General features: G+C 69.5%; 17 protein-coding genes. 9 read left to right on the top strand and 8 right to left on the bottom strand.

Annotation, left to right across the window (positions count from 1 at the left end):
* Nucleotides 1-338: 338 nt before the first annotated feature.
* The gene (locus AB0J74_RS38200) at nucleotides 339-920 is read right to left on the bottom strand and encodes a TetR/AcrR family transcriptional regulator (RefSeq protein WP_363457974.1); all 582 of its coding nucleotides are present in this window, start codon (nucleotides 918-920) and stop codon (nucleotides 339-341) included.
* A 71-nt stretch (nucleotides 921-991) separates the two neighbouring features.
* Here AB0J74_RS38200 and AB0J74_RS38195 point away from each other — a divergent pair, with 71 nt between their 5' ends.
* Entirely contained in the window at nucleotides 992-1,720 is a 729-nt protein-coding gene (locus tag AB0J74_RS38195; RefSeq protein WP_363457972.1) for a methyltransferase domain-containing protein, read from the top strand.
* Nucleotides 1,717-2,409, top strand: coding sequence for an SGNH/GDSL hydrolase family protein (locus tag AB0J74_RS38190; RefSeq protein ID WP_363457969.1), 693 nt, complete (start codon nucleotides 1,717-1,719; stop codon nucleotides 2,407-2,409). Before AB0J74_RS38195 ends, AB0J74_RS38190 begins: the two co-directional genes overlap by 4 nt.
* A gap of 6 nt (nucleotides 2,410-2,415) precedes the next feature.
* Here AB0J74_RS38190 and AB0J74_RS38185 read toward each other — a convergent pair whose 3' ends face one another.
* The gene (locus AB0J74_RS38185; RefSeq protein ID WP_363457966.1) at nucleotides 2,416-4,746 is read right to left on the bottom strand and encodes an FtsX-like permease family protein; all 2,331 of its coding nucleotides are present in this window, start codon (nucleotides 4,744-4,746) and stop codon (nucleotides 2,416-2,418) included.
* Entirely contained in the window at nucleotides 4,743-5,444 is a 702-nt protein-coding gene (locus AB0J74_RS38180; RefSeq protein ID WP_363457963.1) for an ABC transporter ATP-binding protein, read from the bottom strand. The genes AB0J74_RS38185 and AB0J74_RS38180 overlap by 4 nt, the downstream gene beginning before the upstream one ends.
* Nucleotides 5,445-5,603: 159 nt before the next feature.
* Here AB0J74_RS38180 and AB0J74_RS38175 point away from each other — a divergent pair, with 159 nt between their 5' ends.
* The 3 genes from AB0J74_RS38175 to AB0J74_RS38165 all read left to right on the top strand — a co-directional run bounded on the left by AB0J74_RS38175 (nucleotide 5,604) and on the right by AB0J74_RS38165 (nucleotide 7,887).
* Nucleotides 5,604-6,776, top strand: a complete 1,173-nt coding sequence (locus AB0J74_RS38175) for a histidine kinase (RefSeq protein ID WP_363457960.1) — start codon at nucleotides 5,604-5,606, stop codon at nucleotides 6,774-6,776.
* A complete protein-coding gene (locus tag AB0J74_RS38170; RefSeq protein WP_363457957.1) occupies nucleotides 6,773-7,480 on the top strand; it encodes a response regulator transcription factor in 708 nt (235 codons plus the stop codon). The genes AB0J74_RS38175 and AB0J74_RS38170 overlap by 4 nt, the downstream gene beginning before the upstream one ends.
* Nucleotides 7,481-7,599: 119 nt before the next feature.
* The gene (locus tag AB0J74_RS38165) at nucleotides 7,600-7,887 is read left to right on the top strand and encodes a dihydrofolate reductase family protein (RefSeq protein ID WP_363457954.1); all 288 of its coding nucleotides are present in this window, start codon (nucleotides 7,600-7,602) and stop codon (nucleotides 7,885-7,887) included.
* Between the two features lie 36 nt (nucleotides 7,888-7,923).
* Here the strand turns inward: AB0J74_RS38165 and AB0J74_RS38160 are convergent, their stop codons facing one another.
* Both AB0J74_RS38160 and AB0J74_RS38155 read right to left on the bottom strand, forming a co-directional pair.
* A complete protein-coding gene (locus AB0J74_RS38160; RefSeq protein WP_363457952.1) occupies nucleotides 7,924-8,376 on the bottom strand; it encodes a bacteriocin immunity protein in 453 nt (150 codons plus the stop codon).
* A gap of 91 nt (nucleotides 8,377-8,467) precedes the next feature.
* Nucleotides 8,468-8,974 carry a hypothetical protein gene (locus tag AB0J74_RS38155; protein WP_363457980.1) on the bottom strand — a complete coding sequence of 169 codons (507 nt, stop codon included), beginning with the start codon at nucleotides 8,972-8,974 and terminating at the stop codon, nucleotides 8,468-8,470.
* Nucleotides 8,975-9,033: 59 nt separating this feature from the next.
* Here AB0J74_RS38155 and AB0J74_RS38150 point away from each other — a divergent pair, with 59 nt between their 5' ends.
* Nucleotides 9,034-9,159, top strand: coding sequence for a hypothetical protein (locus AB0J74_RS38150; protein ID WP_363457983.1), 126 nt, complete (start codon nucleotides 9,034-9,036; stop codon nucleotides 9,157-9,159).
* Here AB0J74_RS38150 and AB0J74_RS38145 read toward each other — a convergent pair.
* From AB0J74_RS38145 to AB0J74_RS38135, 3 genes are all read right to left on the bottom strand, one after another.
* Nucleotides 9,156-10,553 (bottom strand): mercuric reductase, encoded by a 1,398-nt coding sequence (locus AB0J74_RS38145; RefSeq protein WP_363457949.1) that lies wholly within the window; start codon nucleotides 10,551-10,553, stop codon nucleotides 9,156-9,158. The genes AB0J74_RS38150 and AB0J74_RS38145 overlap by 4 nt on opposite strands.
* A 68-nt stretch (nucleotides 10,554-10,621) precedes the next feature.
* The gene (locus AB0J74_RS38140) at nucleotides 10,622-10,849 is read right to left on the bottom strand and encodes an SDR family oxidoreductase (RefSeq protein WP_363457977.1); all 228 of its coding nucleotides are present in this window, start codon (nucleotides 10,847-10,849) and stop codon (nucleotides 10,622-10,624) included.
* Nucleotides 10,810-11,412, bottom strand: a complete 603-nt coding sequence (locus AB0J74_RS38135; protein WP_363457947.1) for an SDR family oxidoreductase — start codon at nucleotides 11,410-11,412, stop codon at nucleotides 10,810-10,812. Before AB0J74_RS38135 ends, AB0J74_RS38140 begins: the two co-directional genes overlap by 40 nt.
* Between AB0J74_RS38135 and nhaA the strand changes: the two genes are divergently transcribed.
* The 3 genes from nhaA (at nucleotide 11,351) to AB0J74_RS38120 (ending at nucleotide 14,516) form a co-directional block, all read left to right on the top strand.
* A complete protein-coding gene (nhaA, locus tag AB0J74_RS38130) occupies nucleotides 11,351-12,652 on the top strand; it encodes a Na+/H+ antiporter NhaA (protein ID WP_363457944.1) in 1,302 nt (433 codons plus the stop codon). The genes AB0J74_RS38135 and nhaA overlap by 62 nt on opposite strands.
* 122 nt (nucleotides 12,653-12,774) lie before the next feature.
* Nucleotides 12,775-13,221 (top strand): CBS domain-containing protein, encoded by a 447-nt coding sequence (locus tag AB0J74_RS38125; RefSeq protein WP_363457942.1) that lies wholly within the window; start codon nucleotides 12,775-12,777, stop codon nucleotides 13,219-13,221.
* Nucleotides 13,218-14,516 carry an ArsB/NhaD family transporter gene (locus AB0J74_RS38120; protein WP_363457939.1) on the top strand — a complete coding sequence of 433 codons (1,299 nt, stop codon included), beginning with the start codon at nucleotides 13,218-13,220 and terminating at the stop codon, nucleotides 14,514-14,516. The genes AB0J74_RS38125 and AB0J74_RS38120 overlap by 4 nt, the downstream gene beginning before the upstream one ends.
* The last annotated feature ends 14 nt before the right edge of the window (nucleotides 14,517-14,530 follow it).

The following is a 14,530-nucleotide window of genomic DNA, read 5'->3' as shown; positions in this document are numbered from 1 at the left end:
TAGACAGCTCCACTCCACAACCGGAGGCCTTCACCCGTCCAGCAACGTCACACTCCGACGTCACACAACCTCGACCAACCTGCCTGGGCAGTACAACTAGGCCATGCGTCGGGTCGCGCTGCTGAAGGTCCACAGGGCGGTTCAGTCCCTCGGGAACGCGTGCGGGCCCGGAAGGATGCCGGCGGCAGCGAAGACCGCCGAATGGGTTGAAGGCGCGTCACAGGTCTGCAAAGCGCACCGCGTCTGGCCAATTTCTGATCGTGGAGTCCGCTCATATGAAGCCATGAACGATGCCCTCGGCAGCGCCATCGGCGCTACCAGTACTTTCGCCATGAGGATTACCGCGGCACCGTGCCGGTGCCGCGGTTGAGGATCAAGTCGCCGGCTCGTTGGAGCACCTGCGCGCGGGTGCGGTCGCCGTGGTCCGCGGCCAGGAAATGCTCGCCGATCAGCAGGCAGAAGGCGAGCACGCTGCGCGCCTCCACCTCGTCCGGGTCGGTGCAGAAGGTGCCGATCATCTCCCGCAGCAGGTCCATCCGTCGGTTGTCGACGCGCCGCAGGCGCTCGGCGACGGCCTCGTCGCGCCGGGCCCAGTCGCGCACGGCCAGGTCGATCGGCAGCAGGTGCTCGCTGAAGGTCAGCAGACCGGCCCGGGTGATCTTCGTTCTCGCGTCACCGCCCTCGCGTTCGACGCGTTCGAGCGCCCTGTCCGTGCTCTCCTGTTCCCAGGTGTCCAGCATGGCTGTCAGCAGGGCTTCCCGGTCGGCGAAGAAGCCGTAGAACCCGCCCTTTGTCACCCCGAGGCTTTTCGCCAGGGCCTCCACCCGGACGGCGTCCGGCCCACCGGCCGCAAGGGCGTCCAGCCCGGCTGCGATCCAGCGCTCCCGCGGCGTACGCGTCTCGAATCTGATGTGACCCACCTCACCGTATACGTCACCGTATATGAACGCTACCGTCACCCGCATACGGCAGCGTATACGAGGGAGTCGCCATGAAGATCTTCGGATCAGTCGCCGACCGGTACGAAACCGCACGCCCCGGCTATCCGCCCGAGCTCGCCGACGCCATCGCCGACTACCACGGCAGCACCCCCTCCCGAGTGGTGGAGATCGGCGCCGGCACCGGCAAGGGCACTGAAGTCCTCATCACCCTCGCCGCACCGCTCACCTGCATCGAACCTGATCCTCGGATGGCCGCCCGGCTCACCGACAAGTTCCCACAGGCCCACGTTCTCATCGGCACCTTCGAGCAGTGGCGGCCACCGCCGGACGGCGTCGCCCTGCTGGCATGCGCGATGGCCTGGCACTGGCTGGACCCGGCCACCCGCAACACGAAGGCCCGCGCCGCCCTCACCGCCGGCGGCACCCTCGCACTGTTCGGACACCACTACGGCTACGCCGACCCGGACCAGGCCGCCGCCATTTACGCGACACTCGATGCACTCGACCCCACCGCGAAGGAACGTCCCGCGGATTGGATGTACCACGACGTCATGGCCGCCGGCGAGTTCACCGACGTCCACGTCGAACGGTTCCGGCGCAGGCTGCCACTGACCCGCGACGAATACCTCGTGCTGGTGAGCACCTTCGGCCCGTTCCTGGTCCGCCCGCCAGAACTGCAACATCAGGGCCTCGATGCCCTCGGCCGGCTGGTCGACGACTTCGGCGGCGCCGTCACCCTCGACCTGCTGACCACCCTCACCCTGGCCCGCGCAGCATGAACCCGATTCTGCTGCCGCTCGCCGCCGCCCAAGGACTCTGGCTGCGTGCCACCCTCAAACCCGCGCCTGAAGCCGGCGGCGCGACGAACGGCACCGCACCCGGCGTCTCCGGAACGCCGCTGCGCCTCGCGGTGGTCGGCGACTCCACCGCCGCCGGCTGCGGCGCCACCCACCACACCGAGGGCTTCGCCGCCGCACTCGCCCAGCGGCTCGCCGCGGACACCGGCCGCCCGGTCGCCTGGGAGACGGTGGGCCGCTACGGTGCCACCGCCCGTCGCGTACGGCACCAGCTTCTTCCCCGCCTCGGCGACGACCTCGACCTGGTCGTCCTGCTGGCCGGCGCCAACGATGCGATGGCCGGACGCAGCCCTACCCAGTGGCGCGACGAGCTCACCGCCATCCTCACGGACCTCACCGGCCGCGCCCGCCAGGTCGTGGTCGCCGGGATCCCGCCGTTCACCACGTTCCCGGCCCTGCCCGCCACCCTCGCCCGCTACCTGAGCGAACGCGCCGGCGCCCTGGACCAGGTCTCCCAGCGAATCTGCGCACAGAACCCGGACCGGACCACCTTCATCAGCTCACCCGCGGGGCAGCCCCCGCCGGAATTCTTCGGCAACGACCGCTTCCACCCGTCCGCCCTCGGCTACCGGCTGTGGGCGCAGGACGTCGCGGCCCGGCTCACTCGGTAAGCACTTCTATTCGGTGCGTAGCGCCGTCGCGGTCCGGGTACGGGCTGCCCAGCCGGCTGGTATCAGCGCACCGAGCGCGGCGATGACCAACCCAGCCACCACGAGCGCAGCCAGTTCCGCCGGCCCGTAGGTGTCCAGCGCCTGTGCCGGCAGGTTCAGCCCGGCCGCGTGCCCCATCGCCGGTGTCACCGCGGCGTGCAGACCGTAACCGGCCGGAACCCCGAGGAGACCGCCGAGCAGGCCGGGGAGCGGTACGGAGGCGAGCACCATGCCGGTGGTTTGGCGGGGCGTCATGCCGAGTGCCTTGTAGACCCCGATGTCGTGCACCCGGTCCCGGGTGTCCAGCACGACCGTGTTCAGCACGCCCAGGCCGGCGACCAGTACCAGCGCCAGGGTGAGCAAGCCGGTCAGCGTGGCGAGGGCGAGAAGCGTGCCGCTGTGGACTGCCTGGTTCGAGGCGACCATGACGCCGTACTGCCGGAGGGTGCCATCGAGCTGCGTAATGTATCCGCCGACATCCGTGTCGGACCGCAGCTCGATGTGGTACGTGTCGGGTGCCAGATCGGGGACTGTTGCCGCGTCGACCAGCACCTCGGGATCGGTGTGCGGGTCGAACACCTCGCCCACGATCTTCACCCGCACCGGCCGGCCCTGCTCGAACAAGGTCACCGTGTCACCGATCCGGGTGCTCGTGGCACTCAGAAACGTACTGACCGCCACGGCCTCGCCGGAGCCGTGGAACCAGGTACCGGCGACCATCTGGTATCCGGCCCAGGTGGCGTCCCCGGTAAACGCGTACAGGTCGATGGCGCCGCTGACACCGGCCGCGGTCACCGCGGTCTGCGCCGTGGCGTAGTAAGCGCGGGTGCCCGGTTGTGCCGCGATCGCCGCGGCGATCTGCGCCGGGGTTGCGGTCGCTGCGGGCCTCGGCCCGTCGACGCGGTCGACACGGTGTGGACCGTACGGCGAGGTCAGCGTGTTCACGAGGACGTCGGCGTTGTCGTGGTTCTTGGCTGCTTGGATGTCGTTGAGTGAGGCGGCCAGGCCCAGTGCGAAGGTGACGGTGACCGTGCCGAACGCGACCGCCGCGAGCAGCCCGAGTGCGCGTGCCGGCCGGGCGAGCGGGTGTGCCAGGCCCAACCCGACGGACGGTGGAGCCGGAAGCGCCGCCGCCACCCGGCCGGCCAGTCGGCCCCGCCCACCGGTGGATACCGGGCCCACTCGGAGCGCGTCGACCGTGCGTAGCCGCCCCGCCCGCCAAGCGGCCAGCCATCCTGTACCGGCGACGACACCCAGCATGCCGGCGACCACCGCGATGTCGACCCAGGGCGCGACGCCGGAGGCCGGAGTGCCGTACAGCGAGTCTGTCTGAGCCAGCACCGGCATGGTCAACGCGTTGCCGGCGAGCACGCCGAGCACAGTGCCGACCCCGGCCGGTACCAGGGCCTGCGCGACGTACGCGCGGATCACCTGGGCCGGTGTGCAGCCGAGTGCCTTGAGGATGCCGATGCGCCGGGTGCTCGCGCCGACCGTGCCGGCCACCACGTTGCCCACGATCAGTACGGACATGGCCAGCCCGAGTACTCCGAACGCGGCCAGGAACGGCACGAACACGCCGGTGTTCTGGTCGGCGGCGCGCTTGACGGCCAGCCATGACTGGGCACCGGCGAGCGCATCGGCCGGTACGGAGGCGGTGAGTGCGGCCCGGTGGGCGGTGACCTGCGCGTCGGTCGCGGCGCTGGCGAACTGGTACAGCATCTGGTAGCCGCTGGGTGTGGTGATCGCCTCCGGCTCCACCCAGCCGTCCGCGCTCTGGCTGACCGAGCGGGCGATGCCGACGACGGTCAGCGTCGGATCACCAGGCAGGTCGGGAAACTCCAGGTCGGTACCCACGGCGAGTTCCGGTCCGGCTGCGGACAGCACCAGCTCGTCGGGGCTTCGCACCCAGCGCCCGGCGGTCAAGCTGACCGCGTCGACTGGTCCGGCTGGGTCGGCCCGACCGGCCAGGGTCATCGGTGTCAGCCCGGGCCCTGCGGTGCGCGGCGTCGTCGGGGTCACCGATACGGTCGGGAATGGTCCGGCCTCGGCCGTGACACCCTTGGCGTGCGCCGTCGCGGCGACCTGTGGCTCGGTGGCCTTGGCCGCGTCGAACTGGCCGACCAGGTGCGCACCGTGTTGCCGGGCGAAGGCACGATCGAACGGCGCGGACGATGCCACGAGCAGTGATCCTCCGAGCACGGAAGCCGTCACCGCCATCAGCACGGCCAGCCCGATCACCAGGCTCGGTACCCGGCGGCGGCGCACACCCGAACGCACCACCCGAGCCAGTCCGCTCACGGCGCCACCCCGATCGCCGCCGCCCCCGTCGGTGTCGTCCCGTCGGCCACCACCCGACCGTCCAGCAACTCGACGGTCCGGGTCGCGACCGCATCGGCCAGCCGCAGATCGTGCGTGACCAGAACGATCGTCTGCCCCTCGGCACGCAACCCGGTCAGCAGTTCCCGGACGTCCTCGCCGGACGCGCTGTCCAGCGCACCGGTCGGCTCGTCGGCCAGCAGGAGCGCCGGCCGGTTCATCAACGCCCGCGCCACCGCCACGCGCTGTCGTTCCCCGCCGGACAGCCGCCCCGGGTACGCGCGGGCGTGCCGGGCGATGCCCAGCGTGTCGAGCAGCTCGGCCGCCCGCCGCTGCGCGGCGGCCTTCGCCACCCCCGCCAACCAGGCAGGCAGTACGACATTGTCGGCGACGGTCAGATCGTCCAGCAGGTTGAAAAACTGGAACACCAGGCCGATCGTTGCCCGGCGGTACTTCGCCGAGGCCGCCTCGCCTAGCTCGTGCACCCGTACCCCGTCGACGGTGACCGTGCCGGCGCTCGGCCGATCGAGCCCGGCGAGCAGGTTCAGCAGCGTCGACTTGCCGCTGCCCGATGGCCCGACGATGGCCAGCGCCTGCCCGCGCGGCACGCTCAGCGTTACGTCCTGCAGAGCCGGCGGTCCCCCGTCGTACCGCCGGCTCACCGCATCTAGTTCGATCACTGTCTGCTCCCCTGCGCTCGGCTGGTCGGATCGACGCTAGGGGCGTGGCAGGCGAGGCGCGTCCGCAGCGCGAGGCAATCGCGTCATCCCTACGATGTAGTCGCCCGGTGTACGCGTCCGGCCCGGCGCTTCGACCACAATGGCAAGGTGGCCATCGGGGTGTACCGCAGAAGCGGGGTGTTGGACGGCGCGCTGGCCCTGGCGCTCGTCCTTGCCTGGCTCCGGTACGTGCACAACGGCGTGGGGTTGATCGTCGGGTGGCCCACCCCGGGGCCGTTGGAGCGGCTGGCGCAGAGCGTCCCGATCCAGCCGGCCGAGGCCATGCTGCTGGTCGTGCTCGCCGCGGCGCCGCTGGTGCTGCGCCGCCGGTACCCACTGCTGGTGCTCTGGCTGGTGTCCGCCGGGACGGTGCCGTCGCTCGGCGTCAACCCGGACCTGGTCTTCGTCGCCTGTATCGTCCTGGGTGTAGCGATCTACAGCGCGGCGGCGTACAGCCCGCACCGGCGTTGGACATTGCTCAGCCTGCCGGTCTCGGCCGCGCTGCTGGTGGTGCTGTTCCAGAACGCGGCGCTGCCCAACCTGCCCAACGCGTGGGTCGGGGCGCTCGTCTTGCTGCCCATCGCGATCGCCGGGATCGGGATCCACGTTCGCCGGCAGCACGACGAGCGGGACCGGGAGATCCAGGCGCGCGAGCAGGCTGAGGCACTACGCACCGCGGCCGAGCGCGAGCGCGCCCGAATCGCCCGGGAACTGCACGACGTGGTCACGCACCACGTGAGCATGATGGTCATTCAGACCGGAGCGGCCCGCACCGTGCTGACCTCGGCCCCCGACGACGTTCGGGAGGCCCTGCTGGCGGTGGAGACCACCGGACGGACCGCGCTGCGCGAACTGCGCGGCGTGCTGGGGGTACTGACCACCGGCACGGAGGCGGAGTTGGCACCGCCGCCGGGGCTGGACGCGGTGCCGGAGCTGATCGCCCGGGTACGCGACGCCGGGATGAGCATCGACTATCGGGTCATCGGCGAGCCCCGGCCGATACCGGTAAGCATCGGCCTGACCGCCTACCGGATAGCGCAGGAGGCCCTCACGAACACCGTCAAGCACGCGGCGGGGGCCAGCGCCTCGGTCATCGTCGAGTACACCGCCGACCAGCTGCGCGTCGAGGTCACCGATGCCGGCTCCCCCGCCGCACCGGCCGCCACCGGCGCCGGTTATGGGCTGGCTGGGCTGCGGGAACGGGTCTGCGCAGATGGCGGCACCCTGCACGCCGGTCGCCGGCTGACCGGCGGGTACCGCGTGCGCGCGCTGCTCCCGCTGGGCGCGCCATGACGCAGCCGATACGAGTGGTGATCGCGGACGACCACGCGCTCGTCCGGACCGGCTTCCGCATGATACTCAACGCAAAAGGAATCTCCGTGGTCGCCGAGGCTAGCACCGGCACCGAGGCGGTGGCCGCCGTACGGCGCTCCGCGCCCGACGTGGTTCTGATGGACATCCGGATGCCCGAGCTGGACGGACTGACCGCCACCCGTGAACTACTCGCCGGTGCGGAGGCAGCGCCCCGGGTCCTCATCCTGACCACGTTTGACCTCGACGAGTACGTGTACGCCGCGCTGCGCGCCGGAGCCAGCGGCTTCCTCCTCAAGGACGTCCCACCCGAGCAACTGGTGGCGGCCGTCCTGACCGTACGGACCGGAGACGCGCTGCTGGCACCGGCGATCACCCGGCGACTCGTGGAGCGGTACGCCTTGCGAGACGAGGCAACCGCGCCAGCACATCGGGACCTGGAGAGGCTCACTCCGCGGGAGCGGGAGGTGCTGCGCCTGCTGGCGCAAGGGCTCAGCAACGCGGAACTGGCTGGCCGGCTGTACCTGGCCGAAGCGACGGTGAAGACGCACGTCGCCCGGGTACTGGCGAAGCTCGGCCTGCGCGACCGCGTCCAAGCGGTGGTGCTCGCGTACGAGACCGGACTGATCAGCCCCGGACAGACGGGTAGGCGGGACGACGATCAACGAAATCAGTGGTGGGCCTGAATGCAGTAAGGGCCTCGGTGCGCCCCGGACCAGCACACCTCCTCGAACGTCGCCCCGTCGCGGATCTTCAAGAACGGGGACCCGAAAGATCAACCTCCAAAGCGTTATAGTCGCCGGCCATGGGACTGCTCACCCTCAGCCTCAACGTCACCCTGGACGGTTGCGTCGACCACCAGGAGGGGATCGCCGACGACGAGACGCACCTCGGAAGCGGCAAGCTCGCGACCGAGCTCGACCGGCTGGATCTGATCGACGAGTACAAGCTGCTCGTGCATCCCAGGATCGCCGGCCGCGGCCCGACGCTGTACCAGGGCGGACTGCCCGGCACGCGCCAGCTCGAGCTGCTCTCGGCGAAGCCCCTCCGCAACGGCGTGGTGGCCATGCACTACCGCCGCGCGCGCTGGTGATCGAGTTGGCGACGCGGCAACGGTCTCGGTGGGCGGTCAGAGTGCGACAGGTCGGTAACTCAGGGCCGCATCGATGATGCGTTCCGGCGGCGCGTCGACAAGCTCGGGCGGCGGCCAGAAGATCAAGTCTTCTACTCGGGGATGCTGGACGTTGGTCTTCAGGAGAAGGACGTAGTAGTCCGCGTCAGCTTCGGCGTCGAGGATTCGGCGAACGATTTCAACCAGTTCGTCGCGGGTTATGTCAGGGACTTTCGGCAGTGCAGGGCGGGCTGCTTCGAACACGAAGTCCTCGAGATTGCGAGATTCCCAGTAAGTGAGGAAGTGTTCTGCGGCGTAGGAGTGGCCGGTGTCGGCATTGAACGCGGCGATCGCGCCGTCAGCCGGCGTGCCGTCCTCAAGCAGTCGCGCGATGTTATCGATAGCGGCACGAAGCTGCGCTGAGCGCTCCGTTGGAACGGCTGGTGGGCAGAGTTCAGGGCGCAGCTCCATCGGATCATTCTGCTAGCCCACCGTGCTTCGCACGACCCAGCTCAGATCGCAGATGCGCGTCTTCGAGTCGAACCCCCCGACGTGGCGGCGGTCAGGTGTGCGGGGGTCCGTCCGAACCGGCTGCGTAGTCGTGCAGCGGCACGACGTCTGTCGCCCACGCGTCGAGGATGGGTGTGACGACCTTCCACACCTCTTCGGCCTCGTCGGCGCGGATCGGGAGGGGGAGTTGTTGTTGAGCACGTCGAGAAGGAGGCGCCCGTACGCGGGCAGCGCGGCCGGCACGAGGGACGCGGTGAGGTCCAGCGGCGCGAGGGTATCCGGCTGTCCGCCAGGGCCGGTGAGCTCCAGCGTGACGTTTTCTGGCTCCAGGCGAATCGGAGCACGTTGGGCCGGACCTGTCCCTGTCCAGGAAAGGAATGTGGGGCACGGGGCGGAAGTGGACGGCGATTTCGTTGCGGTCCCTGCGCAGGGCCTTGCCGGTACGCAGCCGGAAGTCCGTGCCGGCCCAGCGCCAGTTGTCCAGCTCGAGGTTGATCTCGGCGAACGTCTCGGTGCGGTGCGCCGGTTCTACGCCTTCCTCGTCGATGTGGGCGGGAATGGCGCGATCACGCGGACTGGGCGCCCACCAACAGCCTGCTGCACCATCCCAACGTCGTCGTGACGCCGCAAGCCGCGTACTACTCGGAGGAGTCCATCGACACCGTGCGAGCGTTCGCGGCCGACGAGGCCGTGCGCGTCCTTGCCGGCCAACCACCCCGGTCGCCGGTCGACGAACCCACCTAGTCGTCGAAAGCGGCGAAGAGGGTGTTGAGGCCCTCGGCCAGCAGGGGGTGGGTGAAGATGGCGTCCGCCATGGCTGTGTAGGGCAGTTTGCCGAGCATGGCGACCTGGATGATCGACATGATTTCGCCGCCTTCGACGCCCAGGAGGGCGGCACCGAGGATCTGGCCGTTGTCCGCGTCGACGACGGCTTTCATGAAGCCGCGGGTCTCCCCTGTCTCGAGGGCGCGGATGACCGCACTCATCGGGAGCTTGGCGACGCGCACCGGGCGTTTGTCCTTCGTGGCCTCGCGCTCGCTCATGCCGACGCGCGCGAACTGCGGGTCGATGAAGACGGTGTAGGGGATGATCCGGTCCCGCGTGCTCGCCTTCTGGCCGCCGAGCAAGTTGGCGCGCAGGATGCGGTAGTCGTCGTAGGACAGATGAGTGAAGCCTGGGCCGCCCTTGACGTCGCCCATGGCGTAGACGCCGGGTGCGGAGGTCTCCAGGTACTCGTCGACCTCGATGAAACCCTTGTCGTTCACGCTGATCCCGCCGGCCTGCGGCGCGAGCGCCTCGGTGTTGGGGATGCGGCCGATCGCCGCGAGCAGGTGGGAACCCTCGACCTGCTGCTGGCCGTCCGGCGTACGCAGGGTCAGGCGCACCCGCCCGTCGCCGGTCTGCTCCACCTGCTCCGGTGTCGCCAAGGTGAGAACCGTAACCCCTTCCTCGCGCAGGATGGTGGCGACCTCGTCGGAGACGTCGTCATCCTCCCGCGCCAGCAGGCGTGGCCCCGTCTGAACGATGGTGACCTGACTGCCGAACCTGCGGAACATCTGTCCGAACTCCAGCCCGATGTAGCCTCCGCCGAGGATGACCAGGTGTTCGGGGACGGCGTCGAGTTCCATGATCGACGTCGAGTCCAGGACGGGGACATCTTGCGCGCCGCTGACCGAGGGCGGCTTGGGCCGGGTGCCGGTGTCGATGACGATCACCGGTGCGGTGAGCGTACGCGTCCCGCCGTCGACAAGTGCGACCTCGAGCGTCTTGGGCCCGGTGAAGCGGGCTTCGCCTTCGACCAGGTCGAGCCCGTCCTGGGCCAAGCGTCCGGCGTAATTCTCCCGTGCGCCGGCGACCATCGCCCGTTTACGCTCGCGCACCGCGACCAAATCCACCGACACCGGCCCGGTCCGCACGCCGTACTCTTCGGCGCGGCGCGCAAGATACGCAAGACGGGCGCTGGCGACCATGGTCTTGGTCGGGGTGCACCCGGTGTTCACGCAGACGCCTCCGAGGCGCCCGCGCTCGACGAGTGCGACCCGCTTGCCTGCCTTCGCCAGTTCGACCGGCAGGAACCGGCCGCCCTGGCTGGTGCCGATCACAATGACGTCGTACATGTCCTCGCTCGCACCGTTCATTGACTGACCATAACTCTGTGTAGTCGTTGGATCGTGGAGTTGCCCGCAAGGGATCGGGAATGGGTTGCTCAGGCGGATCCGGTGAATACCGGCCATCCCGCACTGACGCCTCCGTCGAGCACGATGGTTTGTCCGGTGATATAGCCGGAACGGTCGGAGCCGAGGATGCGGACGGCCTCGGCGATCTCCTCGGGCATCCCGGCTCGCCGCATCGGCACCACGCCGAGCACCGTCTCACGCTGTTCGTCGGTGCCGGTCACGCGATCGAACATCGCGGTCTGCGTGAACCTGGGCACCACCGGTCGACGGCACGGTCGACCAGGTGGCGTGGGTCGTCATCGAAACGCACGTCGGCGCGGACGAACTCGGCGGCACCGCCAGCCGCTTCCAGTTCCTTGACCAACAGCTCACCTGCGACGTCGTTCCGACCTGACACCACGAGTCGAGCACCGTCGTTCGCAAATGCCAGGGCGGTCGTCCGTCCGATGCCGGTCAGATCATCACGACCTGATTCGTGTTGCGCGAGCCCATCGCCCAACCCCCGATTGTCGGACGTGCCTGACCCGACCAACGCTAATCCGGTCGAGTGCCCAGCGTCGCGACTCGTCGCTCCGGAAGGGTGGCGACCCCGGGATTGGCTGCTGTCGGCGGTCCGCTCACGCCTGGGTCGCGCCCAGGCGGCGGATCCGCGGTGATCGCTCTTCGTTCGGCCCGGCCCTGTGCCGTAAAGTTGTGACCAGGAGCGCCGGGAAGCCTGGTCGGCACCGTTGTCGTCGACCCCGAAGGGCTCCCGTTCTGTGCGCAAACCAACCGAAAGTCGGCTTTTCGGCCGAGGCACCTGGGCCGAAAGCAGGCGCATCGCCGACATCCTCCGCACCGAGACCGCCGGCGGGCTCCTCCTGCTCGCCGCCGCGGTCGCGGCCCTGGTCTGGGCGAACTCACCCTGGTCAGGCGGCTACCGCACCCTGTCGGGCGTCGAGTTCGGCCCCGCGTCGTGGCACCTGGAGCTGTCGCTGGCCGCGTGGGCCGCCGACGGCCTGTTGGCCGTCTTCTTCTTCGTCGCCGGGCTCGAGCTCAAACGCGAGTTCGTCGCCGGCGACCTCAGGGATCGCACCCGGGCCGCGCTTCCCGTCGCGGCCGCGCTCGGCGGCGTCGCCGTGCCCGCCGTCATCTACGTGCTGGTCAACACGCTCGGCCCCAGTGGCGCCCCGGCCGGGTGGGCGGTGCCGACGGCGACCGACATCGCGTTCGCGCTGGCCGTCCTCGGCCTGATCAGCACCCATCTCCCGGCGGCGCTGCGCACCTTCCTGCTCACCCTGGCCGTCGTCGACGACCTGCTCGCCATCGTGATCATCGCGATCTTCTACACCGGCTCGCTCGCCTGGGCTCCCCTGCTGCTCGCGATCGTGCCACTGGCCGGCTTCACGGTGCTCGTGCAGCGCCGGGTCCGCACGTGGTGGCTGCTGCTCCCGCTTGCCGCCGCCACCTGGATCCTCGTGCACGCCTCCGGCATCCATGCCACCGTCGCCGGCGTCCTGCTCGCCTTCGCCGTCCCGGTCATCCGCCGCTCCCCCGGCGAGGGCCCCGGACTCGCCGAACACTTCGAGCACCGCTGGAGGCCGCTGTCCGCGGGCGTCGCCGTGCCGCTGTTCGCGTTCTTCGCCGCCGGCGTCTCGCTGTCGGGCGGCAGCGGCCTCACCGGAGCACTCCGCGATCCCGTCACGATCGGGATCGTGCTCGGCCTGGTCCTCGGCAAGACCATCGGCATCACCGGTGCCGCCTGGCTCGTCCAGCGGTTCACCCGCGCCAGACTGGCCGACGGGCTTTCGTGGTGGGACGTGCTTGGCCTCGCCATGCTCGGCGGTGTCGGGTTCACCGTCTCCTTACTGATCAGCGAGCTCGCATTCGGCAGCGGCACGGCGCGCGACAATCACGCGAAGGTCGGCATCCTGCTCGGCTCGGTCATCGCCGCCGCAGTTGCCGCAGTGGTCCTGCGCGCCCGCAACCGGCTTTACCGCCGCTTGTGCGCCGAAGAGGAACATGACTGGGACGGCGACGGCGTGCCCGACGGCGTCGCGGAAGATGTTTCACGGTCGTGACCCTCGCGTCGACCGACGCCTCAGTGCCGCACCGACGATCGCTGATATGGTCCGGGCCAGGTGTGCCGGGAAGTCTGGTCGGCGATGTCATCGTGCTGGCCAACCCCGCTGGAGGTAGTCCCATGCGTGCACGGGATCTCGCGGCGCCGTTTCCCACCGTGGCGCTCGACACACCAGCCATCGAGGCGGCCCGGCTGTTGGCGGGTCAGGATCTTCCGGGCCTGATCGTCTTGGACGAACGCGGTTACCCGTCCACGATCCTGGCCGGCACGCAGGTGCTGCGGATGGCGATCCCGCAGTACTGCATGGACGACCCCACCCTCGCCCGCGTCATCGACGAGGCCGCCGCGGACGTGATTCTGCGTGAGCTTGGTGACCGCACCGTCGCGCAGGTACTGCCGCGGCAGACGGCCGACCTGGCAGTGGTGGCGCCGGACGCGACCGTGCTGGAGATCGCCGCGTTGATGGCCCGCACGCGCACGCCGTTGGTCGCGGTGGTCGACAAGGACAAGACGATGCTCGGCGCGATCACGCTGGACGCGTTGCTCGACCGGATGCTCACCGCGTGAGCGTGACCGCCTGGTACGCGATCGCGATCTTCGCCATCGCGTACGCCCTGATCGCCACCGAGAAGATCCACCGCGTCGCCGCCGCACTCGGTGGCGCGTCGCTGATGCTGCTGATCGGCGCCACCGACGCCGAGCACGCCTTCTTCTCCGAAGAGTCCGGCATCGACTGGAACGTCATCTTCCTGCTGCTGGGCATGATGCTGATCGTCTCGGTCCTCAAACGCACCGGCGCTTTCGAGTATCTGGCCATCTGGGCCGTCAAACGAGCCCGCGGCCGACCGTTCCTGGTCATGGTGATCCTGGTCCTGGTCACCGCGTTCGCGTCGGCCCTGCTCGACAATGTCACCACCGTGCTGCTGATCGCCCCGGTCACGTTCCTGGTCTGCCAGCGGCTCAACGTGCCGGTCGCGCCGTTCCTGATCGCCGAGGCCATGGCGAGCAACATCGGCGGCACCGCGACGCTGGTCGGTGACCCGCCGAACATCATCATCGGCAGCCGCGGCGGCCTGACCTACGGCGACTTCCTGGTCCACCTCACCCCGATCGTGCTCCTGTTGCTGGTCGTCTTCGTCGCTCTGTGCCGGCTGCTGTTCAGCAGCGCCTTCCGTTACGACCCGACCCGGGTCGAACAGGTGATGGCCCTCAACGAACGCGATGCCATCCGCGACCGCCGGCTGCTGGTCATCAGCACGGCCGTGCTCGCCCTGGTCACCGCCGCGTTCGTGCTCCACCCCGTACTGCAGCTGGAACCATCCGTGGTGGCGATGGTCGGCGGTCTCGCGCTGCTCGCCCTGTCCCGCCTCGACGCCCAGGACGTGGCCAAGGATGTCGAATGGCCCACGCTGGCGTTCTTCGCCGGGCTGTTCGTCATGGTCGGCGCACTGGTCAACACCGGCGTCATCGAAAACCTCTCCGACGCGATCGCCGACGCCGTCGAAGGAAAACTCCTGCTCGCGAGCATGGTCCTGCTCTGGGGGTCCGCGGTGCTGTCGGCCATCGTCGACAACATCCCCTACGTCGCCACGATGAGCCCCGTCGTCGCCGACCTGGTCAACGCCAACGGCAACACCGATCAGTCACACGTGCTTTGGTGGTCGCTGACGCTCGGCGCCGACCTCGGCGGCAACGCCACCGCCATCGGCGCCTCCGCCAATGTCGTCATCCTCGGCCTCGCCGAACGGGCCGGCAAACGCATCAGCTTCTGGGAGTTCACCAGGTACGGCCTGATCGTCGCCTTCGTCACCGTCGCCGTGTCCACGCCCTATCTCTGGCTGCGCTACTTCGCCTTCAGCTAGAGAGTCCCGTTTCC

Origin of the sequence: Asanoa sp. NPDC049573 (assembly GCF_040676615.1) — a bacterium.
Classification (GTDB): Bacteria; Actinomycetota; Actinomycetes; order Mycobacteriales; family Micromonosporaceae; genus Asanoa.
Note: the sequence above shows the minus strand (reverse complement) of the source record. Positions and strands in the feature narration are given on the sequence as shown.

Coding starts and splice junctions, on each gene's coding strand:
- AB0J74_RS38195 (WP_363457972.1), top strand. CDS start 992: ATGAAGATCTTCGGATCAGTCGCCGACCGGTACGAAACCGCACGCCCC.
- AB0J74_RS38190 (WP_363457969.1), top strand. CDS start 1,717: ATGAACCCGATTCTGCTGCCGCTCGCCGCCGCCCAAGGACTCTGGCTG.
- AB0J74_RS38170 (WP_363457957.1), top strand. CDS start 6,773: ATGACGCAGCCGATACGAGTGGTGATCGCGGACGACCACGCGCTCGTC.
- AB0J74_RS38165 (WP_363457954.1), top strand. CDS start 7,600: ATGGGACTGCTCACCCTCAGCCTCAACGTCACCCTGGACGGTTGCGTC.
- AB0J74_RS38160 (WP_363457952.1), bottom strand. CDS start 8,376: ATGGAGCTGCGCCCTGAACTCTGCCCACCAGCCGTTCCAACGGAGCGC.
- AB0J74_RS38145 (WP_363457949.1), bottom strand. CDS start 10,553: ATGAACGGTGCGAGCGAGGACATGTACGACGTCATTGTGATCGGCACC.
- AB0J74_RS38135 (WP_363457947.1), bottom strand. CDS start 11,412: ATGCGCCTGCTTTCGGCCCAGGTGCCTCGGCCGAAAAGCCGACTTTCG.
- AB0J74_RS38125 (WP_363457942.1), top strand. CDS start 12,775: ATGCGTGCACGGGATCTCGCGGCGCCGTTTCCCACCGTGGCGCTCGAC.